This window comes from Streptomyces sp. NPDC048521, assembly GCF_043199855.1.
In the GTDB taxonomy this organism is placed as follows: Bacteria; Actinomycetota; Actinomycetes; order Streptomycetales; family Streptomycetaceae; genus Streptomyces.
On sequence record NZ_JBICWR010000005.1, the window covers coordinates 350,396 to 366,766 of the forward strand.

Below are 16,371 nucleotides of genomic sequence, written 5' to 3' on the forward strand. Positions count from 1 at the left end.
ATGACTCACTCCTCGTGCTACTCGGCCGAGGGCGCCTCACCCTCGTCCGTGCCGGTGGTCGCGGCGCCCTCGGCGGTCTCGTCGACGGCATCCTCGCCGTCGACCTCCTCCGCCTCGCGCCCCGCCTCGGCGTTACGTGCGATACCGACCACGGCATCGCGCTTGCCCAGGTTGATCAGTTGGACGCCCATGGTGTCACGGCCCGTCTCCCTGATCTCGTTGACTCGCGTACGAATCACACCACCGGACAGGGTGATGGCGAGGATCTCGTCGTTCTCCTCGACAATCAGCGCGCCGACGAGCGAGCCGCGGTCCTCCACGATCTTGGCGGCCTTGATGCCGAGGCCGCCGCGACCCTGGACGCGGTACTCGTCGACGGCGGTCCGCTTCGCGTACCCACCGTCCGTCGCAGTGAACACGAACGTACCGGGTCGAACAACATTCATCGAGAGAAGCTCGTCGCCCGCACGGAAACTCATCCCCTTGACGCCGGAGGTGGCGCGGCCCATCGGGCGCAGGGTGTCGTCCGAGGCGGTGAACCTGATCGACTGTGCCTTCTTGCTGATCAGAAGGAGATCGTCGTCGGCCGAGACGAGTTCGGCACCGATCAGTTCGTCGTCGGAACCGTCCTCCCGCTCACGCAGATTGATCGCGATGACGCCGCCGGAGCGAGGCGAATCGTAATCCTTCAGTGGCGTCTTCTTCACCAGGCCGGACTTGGTCGCCAGGACCAGGTACGGCGCGGCCTCGTAGTCCCGGATCGCGAGGATCTCGGCGATCGCCTCGTCCGGCTGGAAGGCGAGCAGGTTCGCCACGTGCTGGCCCCGCGCCTCCCGGCCGGCCTCGGGCAGCTCGTACGCCTTCGCCCGGTACACCCGGCCCTTGTTGGTGAAGAACAGCAGCCAGTGGTGCGTGGTGGAGACGAAGAAGTGGTCGACGATGTCGTCTTCCTTCAGCTTCGTACCGCGTACGCCCTTGCCACCGCGCTTCTGCGCCCGGTAGTCGTCCGTCTTCGTCCGCTTGACATAGCCGCCGCGCGTGACGGTGACGACGATGTCCTCCTCGGCGATCAGGTCCTCGATGGACATGTCGCCCTCGTACGGGATCAGCTTGGTCTGGCGGTCGTCGCCGTACTTCTCGACGATCGCGGCCAGTTCCTCGCTGACGATCCCGCGCTGACGGACCGGCGAGGCGAGGATCTCGTTGTACTCGTTGATCTTCGCCTGCAGCTCGTCGTGCTCCTGGACGATCTTCTGCCGCTCCAGGGCGGCCAGACGCCGCAGCTGCATCTCGAGGATCGCGTTGGCCTGGATCTCGTCGATCTCCAGGAGGTCCATCAGGCCCCCGCGCGCGACCTCGACGGTGTCACTGCGCCGGATCAGCGCGATGACCTCGTCGATGGCGTCCAGGGCCTTCAGCAGACCGCGCAGGATGTGGGCGCGCTCCTCGGCCTTGCGCAGCCGGAAACGCGTCCGGCGGACGATGACCTCGATCTGGTGCGTCACCCAGTGGCGGATGAAGGCGTCGAGGGAGAGGGTGCGCGGGACACCGTCCACCAGCGCCAGCATGTTGGCGCCGAAGTTCGTCTGCAGGTCGGTGTGCTTGTACAGGTTGTTCAGGACGACCTTGGCGACCGCGTCCCGCTTGAGGACGATCACCAGGCGCTGTCCCGTACGGGACGACGTCTCGTCGCGGACGTCCGCGATGCCGCCGATCTTGCCGTCCTTCACCAGGTCGGCGATCTTCTGCGCCAGGTTGTCCGGGTTCACCTGGTACGGCAGCTCCGTCACCACCAGGCACTGGCGGTTCTGGATCTCCTCGACCTCGACCACCGCGCGCATCGTGATGGAGCCACGACCGGTGCGGTAGGCCTCCTCGATGCCCTTGCGGCCGACGACGAGCGCGCCGGTCGGGAAGTCGGGGCCCTTGATGCGCTCCATGAGCGCGTCCAGCAGCTCCTCGTGCGAGGCCTCGGGGTTCTCCAGGTACCACTGGGCGCCGGCCGCGACCTCGCGCAGGTTGTGCGGCGGGATGTTGGTCGCCATGCCGACCGCGATCCCGGCGGAGCCGTTGATCAGCAGGTTCGGGAAGCGGGCCGGCAGGACGGTCGGCTCCTGGGAGCGGCCGTCGTAGTTGTCCGTGAAGTCGACGGTCTCCTCGTCGATGTCACGGACCATCTCCATCGACAGCGGCGCCATCTTGCACTCGGTGTAGCGCATCGCCGCCGCCGGGTCGTTGCCCGGGGAGCCGAAGTTGCCGTTGGAGTCCACCAGCGGCATCCGCATGGACCACGGCTGCGCCAGGCGGACCAGCGCGTCGTAGATCGAGGAGTCACCGTGCGGGTGGTAGTTGCCCATGACGTCGCCGACGACACGGGCGCACTTGTAGAAGCCGCGATCGGGGCGGTAGCCCCCGTCGTACATGGCGTACAGCACGCGGCGGTGGACGGGCTTGAGGCCGTCCCGGACGTCGGGCAGCGCACGGGACACGATGACGGACATCGCGTAGTCCAGGTACGAGCGCTGCATCTCCGTCTCGAGCCCGACGGGCTCGACACGCATCACGAGTTCGCCGCCCTCTTCAGGGGTGACGGGAGTGTTCTCGTCGGCCATTGCTGGTGAAGATCCTTCCTGGTGCGGTCAGCTGAGACCGACTCAGATGTCGAGGAAGCGGACGTCCTTGGCGTTGCGCTGGATGAACGCGCGGCGTGCTTCGACGTCCTCGCCCATGAGGACCGAGAACAGGTCGTCGGCCTGGGCGGCGTCGTCGAGGGTGACCTGGCCGAGGACCCGGTGCTCCTGGTCCATCGTGGTCACGCGCAGCTCCTCGGCGTTCATCTCACCGAGACCCTTGAAGCGCTGGATCGAGTCCTCGCGGATGCGCTTGCCGCGCTGGCGGCCCATCTCGATCAGCGCGTCGCGCTCGCGGTCCGAGTACGCGTACTCGATGTCGTCCCGGCCCCACTTGATCTTGTACAGCGGAGGACGGGAGAGGTACACGTGCCCGGCCTCGACCAGCGGCCGCATGAAGCGGAACAGGAAGGTCAGCAGCAGCGTGCTGATGTGCTGGCCGTCGACGTCGGCGTCCGCCATCAGGATGATCTTGTGATAGCGGAGCTTCTCGATGTCGAAGTCCTCGTGCACGCCGGTGCCGAAGGCGGAGATCAGTGCCTGGATCTCCTGGTTCTGCAGGATCTTGTCGATCCTGGCCTTCTCGACGTTGAGGATCTTGCCCCGGATCGGGAGGATCGCCTGGTACTGAGGGTTGCGGCCGGACTTGGCCGAGCCGCCGGCGGAGTCACCCTCGACGATGAAGATCTCGCACTTGGTGGGGTCGTTCGACTGGCAGTCGGACAGCTTGCCCGGCAGGGACGCCGACTCCAGCAGACCCTTGCGGCGGGTCAGGTCGCGGGCCTTGCGGGCCGCCACGCGCGCGGTGGCCGCCTGGATGCCCTTGCGGACGATGTCCGCCGCCTCGACCGGGTTGCGGTCCAGCCAGTCGTTGAGGTGCTCGTAGACCGCCTTCTGCACGAAGGTCTTGGCCTCCGTGTTGCCCAGCTTGGTCTTCGTCTGGCCCTCGAACTGCGGCTCGCTCAGCTTGACCGAGATGATCGCGGTCAGACCCTCACGGATGTCGTCACCGGTGAGGTTGTCGTCCTTCTCGCGCAGCAGCTTCTTGTCGCGCGCGTACTTGTTGATCAGCGAGGTCAGCGCCGCCCGGAAACCCTCTTCGTGGGTACCGCCCTCGTGGGTGTGGATGATGTTCGCGAAGGAGTACACGCCCTCGCTGTAGCCGCTGTTCCACTGCATGGCGACCTCGAGGGACAGGCTCTTGTCCTTGTCCTCGGCCTCGAGGTCGATGACCGTGGGGTGCACCGCGTCTCCCTTGCGGGAGTTGAGGTACTTCACGAAGTCGACGATGCCGCCCTCGTAGTGGTACGTGACGGTCTTGACCTCGTCCTTCTCGTCCGCACCCGCCTCGTCGGCCCCGGCCGTGGCCTTCGCGGACTCGCGCTCGTCAGTGAGTTTGATCGTCAAACCCTTGTTGAGGAACGCCATCTCCTGGAAACGCCGGGACAGCGTCTCGAAGGAGTACTCGGTGGTCTCGAAGATCTCCGGGTCGGCCCAGAAGGTGACCGACGTGCCGGTCTCCTCGATCGCCTCGTGCTTGGCCAGCGGGGCCGTCGGGACGCCCATCTTGTAGTCCTGCGTCCACCGGTGTCCGTCGGTCCTGACCTCGACGGAGACCTTGTTGGACAGGGCGTTGACGACGGAGACACCGACACCGTGCAGACCACCGGAGACGGCGTACCCGCCGCCGCCGAACTTACCGCCCGCGTGCAGCACGGTCAGCACGACCTCGACGGCCGGCTTGCCCTCGGAGGGCACGATGCCCACCGGGATGCCACGGCCGTTGTCGACGACGCGCACACCGCCGTCGGCGAGGATCGTCACGTCGATGGTGTCCGCGTAGCCGGCCAGCGCCTCGTCGACCGAGTTGTCGACGACCTCGTACACCAGGTGGTGCAGACCGCGCTCGCCGGTGGAACCGATGTACATGCCGGGCCGCTTGCGGACCGCGTCCAGCCCTTCGAGCACGGTGATGGCGCTGGCGTCGTAGGAGGCGGAGACTGCGCCTGATTCGGCGGCCTCGCCGTTGACGCCGGCGTCGGTGGACGGGATGTTCTCGTTGGGGTTGCCGGAATCGGCCACGAAGCGCCCTTTCTGGCACAGCACGAGCCGGGCTCGTCGGCAGGTTGCCGGAGCGGCTGCGGCATGTTGCGTTGGTCAGCCTTGATCAGCGTTGCTCAGCTTTTCCCGGGCGGTCCCCACATTGGGGCGGGATTGTCTTCCAGTCTACCGGTAGCGCTGACATCGATGGGGGTTTGCCGGTACCTGAGCCCCCATGTGCCGCCCTCAACCGGTCTCCGCCGGGTCCCGATATGTGCCTGGGGGCTCCGAGGGGCTCACAGCGGCACTCAGCGCTTCGAGCCGTCAACCCATGGCTACTGGGGGGTCAGATGGCGATCCGGCGGCGATGCCGTGGTGATCCACAGCTGTGGACAGAGGTACGGCGGCACGCCGAGGGAAACCCCGGACGTGAGGTACGTCACCCGTACGTATCGCCCGGGCCGGTGCTCCCCGGCGCCCGCAGCGGGCCGTAGCGGCGGGAGGGGCCACCAGGATTGAGCACCTTGATCATCCGTACGCTGCCGTGCCCGAGGTCCTCGTTGAGCCGGGCCACCAGCGTGGGCGCGAGCACCCGCAGCTGGGTCGCCCAGGCCGTCGAGTCGCACTGCACGGTCAGCACGCGCTCGTCCTCGTCGTAGCGCTGCGGCACACAGTGCTTGGCCAGGTCCTCGCCGACGATCTCCGGCCAGCGGCCCATCACCCCGCCCACCGCCGCGGGGGTCTCCCAGCCGCGTTCGTTGATCAGCCGGTTGATCGCGGCGCCCAGCGCCATCGGATCGCGGCCGTCGGCGCGGGCGCCGGAACGCAGACCGCCGCCGCGCCGCGCCTGCTTCTTCTGCCGCGCGGCGTCCCCACGCGCGCGTGCCTGCTCCTTCGCCGCGCGCAACGCCACGCGCGCGAGGTCGACACCGGAGGGTTCCCGCCGGCCGGCGGACTCCTTCTTGCCGGAGCGCTCTTTCTTGTCCGGGGCGGGTCCGTCGGTACTCATATGCGTTCCACCGTCCCGTCGGCCACCGCGTACCGGGCACCGGCCAGCACATGCGGCACGTCGTCGTCCACGGCGGCGGTGACCAGCACCTGCTCGCCGGGCGCGACCAGCTCGGCCAGCCGCTCGCGGCGCCGGGCGTCCAGCTCGGCGAAGACGTCGTCCAGGATCAGCACCGGCTCGTTGCCCTCGGCGCGGAGCAGGTCGTACGAGGCCAGGCGCAGGGCGAGGGCGTAGGACCAGGACTCGCCGTGCGAGGCGTATCCCTTGGCGGGCAACTGACCGAGTTTGAGAACCAGATCGTCCCGGTGCGGGCCCACGAGCGTGACGCCCCGCTCGATCTCCTGCTTGCGCGCCTCGGCAAGCGCCGCCATCAGCTGGGCGTAGAGGTCCTCGCGCGTGTGGGCCTCACCGGGCGCGGACGGCCTGTACTCCAGCGCGAGGGGCCCGCCGCCGGGGGCGAGCTGGTCGTACGCCTTGTCGGCCAGCGGTTGCAGCGCGGCGATCAGGTCCAGACGCTGGGCGAGCAGCTCGGCACCCGCGCGCGCGAGGTGCTGGTCCCACACGTCGAGCGTGGACAGGTCCATGGACCGGCCGCCGTGCCGGCGGGCCAGCGCGGCCGTCTTCAGCAGCGTGTTGCGCTGCTTGAGGACCCGCTCGTAGTCGGAGCGCACGCCCGCCATGCGCGGCGAGCGCGCGGTGATCAGCTCGTCCAGGAACCGCCGCCGCTCACCGGGGTCTCCCTTGACCAGCGCGAGGTCCTCGGGCGCGAACAGCACGGTCCGTACGATGCCCAGCACATCCCTCGGCCTGACCTGCGAGGACCGGTTGATGCGGGCGCGGTTGGCCTTGCCCGGGGTCAGCTCCAGTTCGACCAGCTGCTGCCGCTCGCCCTGCCGGACCTGCGCCCGGATGACCGCCCGCTCGGCGCCCGTGCGGACGAGCGGGGCGTCGGAGGCGACCCGGTGGCTGCCCAGGGTCGCCAGGTAGCCGACGGCCTCGACCAGATTGGTCTTGCCCTGGCCGTTGGGGCCGACGAAGGCGGTGACGCCCGGGTCGAGCGGGACCTCGGCCCGGGCGTACGAGCGGAAGTCGGCCAGCGAAAGATGCGTGACGTGCATGGTCGTTCCGCCGACCTCCCCCAGAGTGGTGATGGCTGTGGATCGCGGGGGCGACCCTGTGGATCTGTGGATTACTTCTTCTCTACGGCGTGGCCGCCGAACTGGTTGCGCAGCGCGGCGATCATCTTCATCTGCGGCGAGTCCTCCTGGCGGGAGGCGAACCGCGCGAACAGCGACGCGGTGATCGCCGGCAGCGGCACCGCGTTGTCGATGGCGGCTTCCACAGTCCAACGTCCCTCACCGGAGTCCTGTGCATAACCGCGCAGGTCCTCGAGGTGCTCGTCCTCGTCGAGGGCGTTGACCGCGAGGTCGAGCAGCCAGGAGCGGATGACAGTGCCCTCCTGCCAGGAGCGGAAGACCTCGCGGACGTTCTCCACGGAGTCGACCTTCTCCAGCAGCTCCCAGCCCTCGGCGTAGGCCTGCATCATGGCGTACTCGATGCCGTTGTGGACCATCTTCGCGAAGTGGCCCGCGCCGACCTTGCCCGCGTGCACCGAGCCGAAGTCGCCCTCCGGCTTCAGCGCGTCGAAGACCGGCTGCACCTTGGCGACGTTCTCGGCGTCGCCGCCGTACATCAGCGCGTACCCGTTCTCCAGGCCCCAGACGCCGCCGGAGACACCGCAGTCGACGAAGCCTATGCCCTTGGCGGCCAGCTCCTCGGCGTGCTTCTCGTCGTCCGTCCAGCGGGAGTTGCCGCCGTCCACGACGACATCGCCGGGCTCCAGCAGCTCGGCGAGCCGGTCGACGGTCGACTGGGTGGCCTCGCCGGCCGGGACCATCACCCAGACCACGCGCGGACCGCTGAGCTTGCTCACAAGCTCTTCCAGGCTGTGGACATCCGCGAGGTCCGCGTTGCGGTCGTACCCGATGACGGTGTGGCCCGCGCGGCGGATCCGCTCGCGCATGTTGCCGCCCATCTTGCCGAGGCCGACGAGACCGAGCTCCATCAGTGATGTTCCTTAAGGTCGCTGTGGCGTGAGAGGCACCTTCGTGCCGAGCCGAGCCTAAACCCGGACGCTCGTGCACAGCTGTGGGCATACGCGCTCATGCGTATGGCCTCCGACCTGCGGCTTTTGCACCGACATGGCTGCGGCAGCCGGGAATCGCCGCACCTGTGGGGCGGAACCCGGTCCCGAAGAAGGGCGGCACCCCGGCGTGGGTCGGCGAGGTCCCACCCTCCCGGCTACAGCACCGGGCACCCACAAGAGCACCCGGAACTGTGCACAGCTGTGGACAACCTCAGCCGCTGAGCCGCACGGGCATGATCAGGTACTTGTACGCGTCGTCCGCCTCGGCATCCACCGCCGGCTTCCCACTGAGGAGCGCCGGCTTGGTGGACGTGGTGAACGACAGCTGAGCCACCGGGGAGTCGATCGCGCTCAGGCCGTCCAGCAGGAACGTCGGGTTGAAGGCGATCGAGATGTCGTCACCCTCGAGCTGGGCGTCGACCCTTTCCACAGCCTGTGCGTCGTCGCTGGAACCGGCCTCCAGGATCAGCACACCCTGCTCGAAGCTCAGCCGCACCGGGGTGTTCCGCTCGGCCACCAGCGCGACACGCTTGACGGCCTCCACGAAGGGCGCGGTCTCGATCACGGCGACGGAGTTGAACTCGGTCGGGAACAGCGTGCGGTACTTCGGCAGGTCACCCTCGAGCAGCCGCGTGGTCGTACGACGGCCCGCGCCCTCGAAGCCGATCAGGCCCTCGCCCGCGCCCGAGCCGGACAGCGCCAGCGTGACGCTGTCCCCGGCGCCGAGCGACTTGGCGGTGTCCAGCAGCGTCTTCGCCGGGACCAGGGCGACCGCGGAGGCGTCCGGGTTCTCCGGCTTCCACAGGAACTCGCGGACCGCGAACCGGTAGCGGTCGGTGGAGGCCAGGGTGACCGTGTCGCCCTCGATCTCGATCCGCACACCGGTGAGGACGGGGAGCGTGTCGTCACGGCCGGCCGCGATGGCCACCTGGGAGACGGCGGCGGCGAAGACCTCGCCGGGGACGGTGCCGGTCGCGTTCGGCATCTGCGGCAGCGCCGGGTACTCCTCCACAGGCAGGGTGTGGAGTGTGAAGCGGGAGGAGCCGCAGACCACGGTCGCCCGTACACCGTCTGTGGAAATCTCCACCGGCCGGTTGGGCAGGGCACGGGAGATGTCGGCGAGCAGACGGCCGGAGACGAGGACGGTGCCCTCCTCCTCGACCTCGGCCTCGACGTTCACGCGTGCGGAGACCTCGTAGTCGAAGCTCGACAGGCTCAGCTGGCCGTCCTCGGCCTTCAGCAGCAGGCCGGCGAGGACAGGCGCCGGCGGACGGGCCGGGAGGCTGCGTGCCGCCCAGGCCACTGCCTCCGCGAGTACGTCGCGTTCCACCCGGATCTTCACCGTAAGCCGCCTCCTGCTGTTGCTACTGAGTCCTCCGACTCGGTGTCACCGCCCACTGCGAAGGGAAGGACACCGGGGACCAGTCTGACGCACGGCACTGACAGTAGGTGCCCGTCGGGGTCAAGTCGCTCCGAGGGGCAGCCGGGCTCGAGACAGCGAGTTGTGCACAGGCCCCGCTTCGAAGCGATTGCCCAGCTCTCTCTAGTCGGGAGTAGTAGTAGGGCCTGTGGATACCGTGGATAACCACGTTTTCCCAGCTCAGAGCAGGAATTTTGTCCACCGGCCCTGTGGGCGGAGGCGGTGGACAACCGGGGGTGTCTGTGGAGAACAGAAAGTTCTGCACACACCGCCCACAGCCCGAGGGCAGTTCTCCCCAGCTGCGTCCCCAGGTTTACCCACGTTTCCCACACCCCAACCCGGCACCTTCGTGTGACGGCTTTCACTCGACGCGGTGAGCGGGGGCGCTGGGTTGCCGAACAGTGGACAGCCATGTGGAGAAGCCGGGGATCGCTGGGGACAACCGCCCCCAGCCTGTGGGTCACCGGTGGACAACTCCGTGCACAGCCTGTGGATCCCCGCTTCGTCCACAGTCTGTGGAGATCGTTCGTCCACGATTCCACAGGCAGCTGAGCTGGGCGGATGTCGTATGAACAGGTTGCCTGTGGACAGGGTTCGGGACAACTCCACAGTCCCCAGGATGTGGACGGCAGAAAGTCACCGAATCTGTGGAGAGTGGCCGTAACCAGGCACGTAATCGAACACTCGGTGGCGAACGGGAAACACCCCACAGCCCGCCCGGCCGCTTCCACAGAACGGTGGGCGCCGCCCGGAGACCCTTTCCGTGAGCGTGGGCGCCGCTCCGGAACCGTGGGCGTGGGTCGCCGGGACGCCTTCTGTGGGCGTGGGCGTGGGCGTGGGCGTGGGCGTGGGCTGTGGGCGCGGGCGAGGGCGCCGGGACGCCGGAGGGCGCCCGCGGGATCCGATCCCGAGGGCGCCCTCAGCGCTGTCGTGCGGCCGGCGTCAGCCGTTCTTGATGCGGTTGGTCAGCTCGGTCACCTGGTTGTAGATCGAGCGCCGCTCGGCCATCAGCGCGCGGATCTTGCGGTCGGCGTGCATGACGGTCGTGTGGTCGCGGCCGCCGAACTGCGCGCCGATCTTCGGCAGGGACAGGTCGGTCAGCTCACGGCACAGGTACATGGCGATCTGCCGGGCGGTGACCAGCGCGCGCCCGCGCGAGGTGCCGCACAGGTCCTCCACCGTCAGCCCGAAGTAGTCCGCCGTGGCCGCCATGATCGCCGTCGCGGTGATCTCCGGAGCACTGTCCTCCCCGCCGGGGATCAGGTCCTTGAGGACGATCTCGGTCAGGCCCAGGTCCACCGGCTGCCGGTTGAGCGAGGCGAACGCCGTCACCCGGATGAGCGCGCCCTCCAGCTCGCGGATGTTCCGCGAGATCCGGGAGGCGATGAATTCCAGCACCTCCGGCGGCGCATTCAGCTGCTCCTGCACCGCCTTCTTGCGCAGGATCGCGATGCGCGTCTCCAGCTCGGGCGGCTGGACGTCGGTGATCAGGCCCCACTCGAAACGGTTCCGCAACCGGTCCTCCAGCGTGACCAGCTGCTTGGGCGGCCGGTCGCTGGAGAGCACGATCTGCTTGTTGGCGTTGTGGAGCGTGTTGAAGGTGTGGAAGAACTCCTCCTGCGTCGACTCCTTGTCCGCGAGGAACTGGATGTCGTCGACGAGCAGGATGTCCATCTCGCGGTAGCGCTTGCGGAAGCTGTCGCCCTTGCCGTCGCGGATGGAGTTGATGAACTCGTTGGTGAACTCCTCCGAGCTGACGTAGCGCACGCGCGTGCCCGGGTAGAGGCTGCGCGCGTAGTGCCCGATGGCGTGCAGCAGGTGCGTCTTGCCGAGCCCCGACTCTCCGTAGATGAACAGAGGGTTGTACGCCTTCGCGGGCGCCTCGGCGACGGCGACCGCGGCCGCGTGCGCGAACCGGTTCGAGGCGCCGATGACGAACGTGTCGAAGAGGTACTTCGGGTTCAGGCGGGCCGTCGGCTCGCCGGGGCCGCTCGCCGGGGCGGGCTGCGCGGCCAGCGGGCCGGGGGCACCGGTCGCGGGCATGTCCGGGCGGCCGGGCCCACCGCGGTGCGCCGGGCCGCCGCCCGCCGGCTGCTCGGGCAGCTCACGGCGGACGGGGTCGCGCTGGTCGTACTCGGTCCGGCCCGGCTCGTACTCCGAGCGGCCCGGGTCGTACTCCGGGCGGGAGGGTTCGTAGTCCGCGCGCGGACTGTCGTACTCGCCGCGCTGCTCGTACGGCGGGCGGTCCGTGCCCTGCGGGCGGTAGTCCTGAGGCCGCGAGCCGTAGGAGTCGGGCCCGGAGCCGTAGGGGTCCTGGGACGACGGGGACGCGTACGGGTCCCGTTCCGGGAAGCCCAGCCGCGGCTGCTGCCAGCCGTACTCGTCCTGCGCGGGGCGCGGCCAGGCGCCGGGCTCGGGGCGCTGGTACTCGGAGGGGTACGCGGGGCGGGCCGTGGGGAGCTGGTCGGCGCGCGGCTGGGGCTCGCTGCCCGGCAGCTGGTCGCCGGCGCGGTGACGGCCGTAGCCCTCGTACGGACCGGACGGCAGCTCCGGCTCCTCGTAGCGCGGCCTGGGCGCCTGCTGCGCGGGGGGTGCCGCCGGGGCCGGCGGTTCGCCGGCCGAATCGTCGACGGTGATCGCGATACGGATGGGCCGGCCGCACTCGCGGCTCAGGGTCTCGCTGACGATCGGAGCCAGGCGGCCCTCGAGCACGTTCTTCGCGAACTCGTTCGGTACGGCGAGCAGCGCGGTGTCCGCGACCAGCGCCAGCGGCTGGCAGCGGCGGATCCAGTGCTCGTCCTTCGCCTCGACACCCTGTCCGCGGCCCTCACCGAGGAGCTGCTCGAGTACTCGTGGCCACACTGCGGCAAGATCGGCAGGTACGTCAGCCACAGGGCACGCTCTCTCGCAGGTCCCACGAACGTGTGGTTCGAGGACGGGTCGGGGTGAAAATCGGGTTGGCCGGGGATAAGGGAACGAATCGGAGTCCAGCCACGGTAGTCAGCGCGGCGGGTGCGGTTCAAGTTGTTGTCCCCAGCCTGTGGATAGTGTCTCTCCGTGACCCCCGGTTTGACCGGATGGCGTAGCCCCGCGTACCGTAACCAGGTCGAGTTGTCGATGGCTGCTGCCGCCTGCCTCCGATGGGCACAGGTCACTTCAGGTGATCGGGAAGCGGTGCACTCGGGCGTGACGAGAGCTACTCGTGGGCGCACGGTGACAGCCAGGACGGCACCCCGCCACTACCGATTCTTTCTGGAGCCCCCGAGTGAGCAAGCGCACCTTCCAGCCGAACAACCGTCGTCGCGCCAAGACCCACGGCTTCCGGCTGCGTATGCGCACCCGTGCCGGCCGCGCGATTCTCGCGTCCCGCCGTAGCAAGGGTCGCGCCCGTCTGTCCGCCTGATTCCGATCAGGTCATGACGTCGTGCTGCCCACCGAGAACCGGCTGAGGCGGCGCGAGGACTTCGCGACCGCGGTGCGACGGGGTCGTCGGGCTGGCCGTCCGACCCTCGTCGTCCACCTTCGTAGCGGTGCCACGGACCCGCACGCGCCAGGGGAGAGCGCTCCCCCGACGCGTGCGGGTTTCGTCGTGAGCAAGGCCGTGGGTGGTGCGGTCGTGCGCAACACAGTGAAGCGCAGACTGCGCCATCTGATGCGTGACCGAGTCGCCCTGTTTCCCCCCGGTAGCCTGGTAGTCGTACGAGCGCTGCCCGGAGCGGGCGACGCAGACCACGCACAGCTGGCCCGAGACCTGGACGCCGCCCTTCAGCGGCTACTGGGAGGGGGCGCGCGATGAAGTACCCACTACTGGCTCTGATCAAGCTGTACCAGTGGACGATCAGTCCACTGCTCGGGCCGGTGTGCAAGTACTACCCGTCGTGCTCCCACTACGGCTACACGGCCATCGACCGGCACGGTGCGATCAAGGGAACGGCACTCACCGCCTGGCGCATCCTCCGGTGCAATCCGTGGTCGCTCGGCGGTGTGGACCATGTTCCGCCGCGCAAGCGCCCGCGGTGGCACGAAATGCTGCGCAACGCTTGGCGTGCACGCAGGGGCGGACCCTCCGCCGCCGACCCGGCCACCGAAGAGAAGCTCTCTTCCGAGCTTCCTCCGAGCCCGGCCGCAGAGACTTCGTCCCATGCCCAAGGAGCATGATTAGTGGACACGATTGCCAGCCTCTTCAGCTTTATCACCACACCCGTCTCCTGGGTCATCGTCCAGTTCCACGCGGTGTACGGCGCCATTTTCGGCCCTGACACCGGGTGGGCCTGGGGCCTGGCCATCGTGTCCCTGGTGATCCTGATCCGCATCTGCCTGATCCCGCTCTTCGTGAAGCAGATCAAGGCGACCCGGGCCATGCAGACGCTCCAGCCCGAGATGAAGAAGATCCAGGAGCGCTACAAGAACGACAAGCAGCGTCAGTCCGAAGAGATGATGAAGCTGTACAAGGAGTCGGGTACCAACCCGCTCTCCTCGTGCCTTCCCATCCTGGCGCAGTCCCCGTTCTTCTTCGCCCTGTACCACGTGCTCAACGGCATCGCCTCGGGCAAGAAGATCGGCGTCATCAACGACTCGTTGCTGGAGAGCGCCCGTCAGGCGCACATCTTCGGGGCCCCGCTCGCCGCGAAGTTCCGTGACGGCTCCAGCACGATCGAAGCGCTGGGCGCCTCGGTCACCGACGTGCGCGTCGTGACCGTGGTCATGATCGTCCTGATGTCGGCGTCGCAGTTCTACACGCAGCGCCAGCTGATGACGAAGAACGTCGACACGACGGTGAAGACGCCGTTCATGCAGCAGCAGAAGATGCTGATGTACGTCTTCCCCCTGATGTTCGCCTTCTTCGGCATCAACTTCCCGGTCGGTGTCCTCGTCTACTGGCTGACCACCAACGTGTGGACCATGGGTCAGCAGATGTACGTCATCCACAACAACCCGACCCCGGGTTCCAAGGCCCAGGCCGCCTACCTGGAGCGTCTGACCAAGCACGTCACCCACCACGGCAAGATCCGCCGACGCGGCGAGAAGGCCATCGTCAAGGCGATCGTCGCCAAGGGCCGCGACCGCAACGAGTCCGAGCGCAAGTTCATCAACGCCCTGAACAAGGCCGGTCTCGCTGCCCAGGCCGACGGCACCGTGGTGAAGAGCACGACCCAGGCCGCGGCGCAGACCGAGGACGGTGTGACCACCACGACGGCCACCGCCACCGCGGTCCGGCGTCAGCAGCCCAAGCGTCAGTCCAAGGCCCAGCGACAGTCCGGTGGGCCCAAGCAGGCGGGCGACTCCCCTTCGCTGGAGAAGTCCGACGAGCCGCAGGACGCCAAGCCCGCCGCTGCCCAGCAGCCCCAGAAGCCCGGCTCCGGCACCCGCAGCAAGGCCCAGTCCGGCCAGCGCAAGGGTGGCCCGCAGCGGCCCAAGTCCCCGTCCAAGAAGTAAGAAGGAGCCCATCCCGTGACGGAAGGCACCACCTCCGCCGCTGCCGAGGGTGCAGACACCCTCACCCGCCTCGAGCAGGAGGGTGAGATCGCGGCGGACTACCTGGAGGGTCTGCTGGACATCGCCGACCTCGACGGCGACATCGACATGGACGTCGAGGCCGACCGCGCCTCCGTGTCGATCATCAGCGACACCGGCAGCCGCGACCTGCAGAAGCTGGTCGGCCGGGACGGCGAGGTGCTGGAGGCGCTGCAGGAGCTGACGCGTCTGGCCGTGCACCGGGAGACCGGCGACCGTAGCCGGCTCATGCTGGACATCGCGGGTTACCGGGCCAAGAAGCGGGCCGAGCTGTCCGAGCTGGGCGCCAAGGCCGCCGCCGAGGCGAAGAGCAGCGGCGAGCCCGTGAAGCTCAACCCGATGACCCCGTTCGAGCGCAAGGTCGTGCACGACGCGGTCAAGGCCGCGGGACTGCGCAGCGAGTCCGAGGGCGAGGAGCCGCAGCGCTTCGTCGTCGTGCTTCCCGCCTGATCGGCACTCCACGTTCCACCGGCCCCGTCTGTTGAGCAGACGGGGCCGAACTTTGTCAGCCTGGTAGTTCTGGTGGCCGGTGCGCGAAGCGCCGGCGCTGTACGGAAGGACGGTCCCCGTGACGGAGGCAGCGGAGCTTCCCCCCGCGCCCGAAGAGGCGCGGGAAGTGTTTGGTGAGCGCTTCGCCGATGCGGTCCGCTACGCGGAGCTGCTCGCCGAGGCGGGCGTGCAGCGTGGCCTGATCGGCCCGCGGGAGGTGCCCCGCCTGTGGGAGCGGCATCTGCTCAACTGCGCGGTGCTCTCCGAGGCAGTTCCCGAGGGAGTGACGGTCTGCGATGTGGGTTCCGGTGCCGGGCTGCCGGGCATCCCGCTGGCCCTGGTCCGGGAGGACCTGAACATCACCTTGCTGGAGCCCCTCCTGCGGCGCACCAACTTCCTCACCGAGGTCGTCGAGCTGTTGGGCCTGGACCATGTCACCGTGGTGCGCGGCCGCGCCGAGGAGGTCCTGGGCAAGCTGCCGCCCGTCCATGTGGTGACCGCCCGGGCCGTGGCCCCGCTGGACCGTCTGGCCGCATGGGGTATCCCGCTGCTGCGCCCGTACGGCGAGATGCTCGCGCTCAAGGGCGACACCGCCGAGGAGGAGCTGAAAGCCGCGGCCAGCGCGCTCAGCAAGCTCGGTGCGGTGGAAACGTCGATCCTGCACGTGGGTGAGGGCGTGGTGGACCCGCTGTCCACCGTCGTCCGGGTCGAGGTCGGGGAGAGCCCGGGCGGTGTGCGCTTCGCGGCGAAACGGGCGAAGGCGGCTCGGACGGGCCGGGTGCGCAGGCGTCGTTGAGCCGACCAGGTGACGGGCCGAACGTACTAATCAGAGGTACTGATCCGTCCTGACGACGAGACGTACTCCACACAAGCTGCCGAACCTACGCGGGACGGAGTGTCGCGAAGGTTCGGTCGCAGCCGCTGTGCATCGTGTTTCACGTGAAACGTCGCTCACTGCTGCAAGGAATCATCAGTCGCGGCCGCGCTGCGGCCGAACCTCGGGACCGGAAGCCTCTCGGAGCACTCCGAGAGGAGACCGCTTCCCAGGGCACTCCGGCCCCCTCCCGGGGCACGGAGTTGTCCACAGAGGTGGATTTCTCCACAGAAGACCAGGCCTCACTGG

At 68.6% G+C, this 16,371-nt stretch carries 13 protein-coding genes; 6 read left to right on the forward strand and 7 right to left on the reverse strand.

The features are described 5' to 3' along the window. Window positions 1–17 precede the first annotated feature (17 nt). The 7 genes from gyrA to dnaA all read right to left on the reverse strand — a co-directional run bounded on the left by gyrA (window position 18) and on the right by dnaA (window position 12,137). Window positions 18–2,612: a DNA gyrase subunit A gene (gyrA, locus tag ACGFRF_RS15240; RefSeq protein WP_393739921.1), complete on the reverse strand. Its 2,595-nt coding sequence runs from the start codon at window positions 2,610–2,612 to the stop codon at window positions 18–20. A gap of 42 nt (window positions 2,613–2,654) precedes the next feature. Further along, a complete protein-coding gene (gene gyrB, locus ACGFRF_RS15245; protein WP_393739923.1) occupies window positions 2,655–4,736 on the reverse strand; it encodes a DNA topoisomerase (ATP-hydrolyzing) subunit B in 2,082 nt (693 codons plus the stop codon). A gap of 373 nt (window positions 4,737–5,109) precedes the next feature. Beyond that, window positions 5,110–5,679: a DUF721 domain-containing protein gene (locus ACGFRF_RS15250; protein ID WP_393739924.1), complete on the reverse strand. Its 570-nt coding sequence runs from the start codon at window positions 5,677–5,679 to the stop codon at window positions 5,110–5,112. Further along, complete coding sequence (recF, locus tag ACGFRF_RS15255; RefSeq protein WP_393739926.1) at window positions 5,676–6,797, reverse strand: DNA replication/repair protein RecF; 1,122 nt, start codon at window positions 6,795–6,797, stop codon at window positions 5,676–5,678. Before recF ends, ACGFRF_RS15250 begins: the two co-directional genes overlap by 4 nt. A gap of 71 nt (window positions 6,798–6,868) precedes the next feature. After that, a complete protein-coding gene (gene gnd, locus ACGFRF_RS15260; RefSeq protein WP_393739928.1) occupies window positions 6,869–7,744 on the reverse strand; it encodes a phosphogluconate dehydrogenase (NAD(+)-dependent, decarboxylating) in 876 nt (291 codons plus the stop codon). 292 nt (window positions 7,745–8,036) lie between these two features. Then, complete coding sequence (gene dnaN / locus ACGFRF_RS15265; RefSeq protein WP_059250041.1) at window positions 8,037–9,167, reverse strand: DNA polymerase III subunit beta; 1,131 nt, start codon at window positions 9,165–9,167, stop codon at window positions 8,037–8,039. A gap of 1,020 nt (window positions 9,168–10,187) precedes the next feature. After that, on the reverse strand, window positions 10,188–12,137 hold the full coding sequence (dnaA, locus tag ACGFRF_RS15270) for a chromosomal replication initiator protein DnaA (protein WP_393739931.1): 1,950 nt from the start codon (window positions 12,135–12,137) through the stop codon (window positions 10,188–10,190). Between the two features lie 373 nt (window positions 12,138–12,510). Between dnaA and rpmH the strand changes: the two genes are divergently transcribed. The 6 genes from rpmH to rsmG all read left to right on the forward strand — a co-directional run bounded on the left by rpmH (window position 12,511) and on the right by rsmG (window position 16,044). Continuing rightward, window positions 12,511–12,648, forward strand: coding sequence for a 50S ribosomal protein L34 (gene rpmH / locus ACGFRF_RS15275; protein WP_003956500.1), 138 nt, complete (start codon window positions 12,511–12,513; stop codon window positions 12,646–12,648). A 21-nt stretch (window positions 12,649–12,669) separates the two neighbouring features. Further along, entirely contained in the window at window positions 12,670–13,041 is a 372-nt protein-coding gene (gene rnpA, locus ACGFRF_RS15280) for a ribonuclease P protein component (protein ID WP_078611778.1), read from the forward strand. Then, on the forward strand, window positions 13,038–13,403 hold the full coding sequence (gene yidD, locus ACGFRF_RS15285) for a membrane protein insertion efficiency factor YidD (protein ID WP_356938340.1): 366 nt from the start codon (window positions 13,038–13,040) through the stop codon (window positions 13,401–13,403). Before rnpA ends, yidD begins: the two co-directional genes overlap by 4 nt. A 3-nt stretch (window positions 13,404–13,406) precedes the next feature. After that, window positions 13,407–14,681, forward strand: coding sequence for a membrane protein insertase YidC (gene yidC, locus ACGFRF_RS15290; RefSeq protein ID WP_393739934.1), 1,275 nt, complete (start codon window positions 13,407–13,409; stop codon window positions 14,679–14,681). Between the two features lie 15 nt (window positions 14,682–14,696). Further along, window positions 14,697–15,209 carry a protein jag gene (locus ACGFRF_RS15295; RefSeq protein WP_393739936.1) on the forward strand — a complete coding sequence of 171 codons (513 nt, stop codon included), beginning with the start codon at window positions 14,697–14,699 and terminating at the stop codon, window positions 15,207–15,209. 118 nt (window positions 15,210–15,327) lie between these two features. Continuing rightward, entirely contained in the window at window positions 15,328–16,044 is a 717-nt protein-coding gene (rsmG, locus tag ACGFRF_RS15300; RefSeq protein ID WP_393739938.1) for a 16S rRNA (guanine(527)-N(7))-methyltransferase RsmG, read from the forward strand. The last annotated feature ends 327 nt before the right edge of the window (window positions 16,045–16,371 follow it).

What these genes read in the sequence shown, in the direction of transcription:
- gnd (WP_393739928.1), bottom strand. Translation starts at nt 7,744, where the DNA reads ATGGAGCTCGGTCTCGTCGGCCTCGGCAAGATGGGCGGCAACATGCGC.
- gyrA (WP_393739921.1), bottom strand. Translation starts at nt 2,612, where the DNA reads ATGGCCGACGAGAACACTCCCGTCACCCCTGAAGAGGGCGGCGAACTC.
- ACGFRF_RS15250 (WP_393739924.1), bottom strand. Translation starts at nt 5,679, where the DNA reads ATGAGTACCGACGGACCCGCCCCGGACAAGAAAGAGCGCTCCGGCAAG.
- recF (WP_393739926.1), bottom strand. Translation starts at nt 6,797, where the DNA reads ATGCACGTCACGCATCTTTCGCTGGCCGACTTCCGCTCGTACGCCCGG.
- yidD (WP_356938340.1), top strand. Translation starts at nt 13,038, where the DNA reads ATGAAGTACCCACTACTGGCTCTGATCAAGCTGTACCAGTGGACGATC.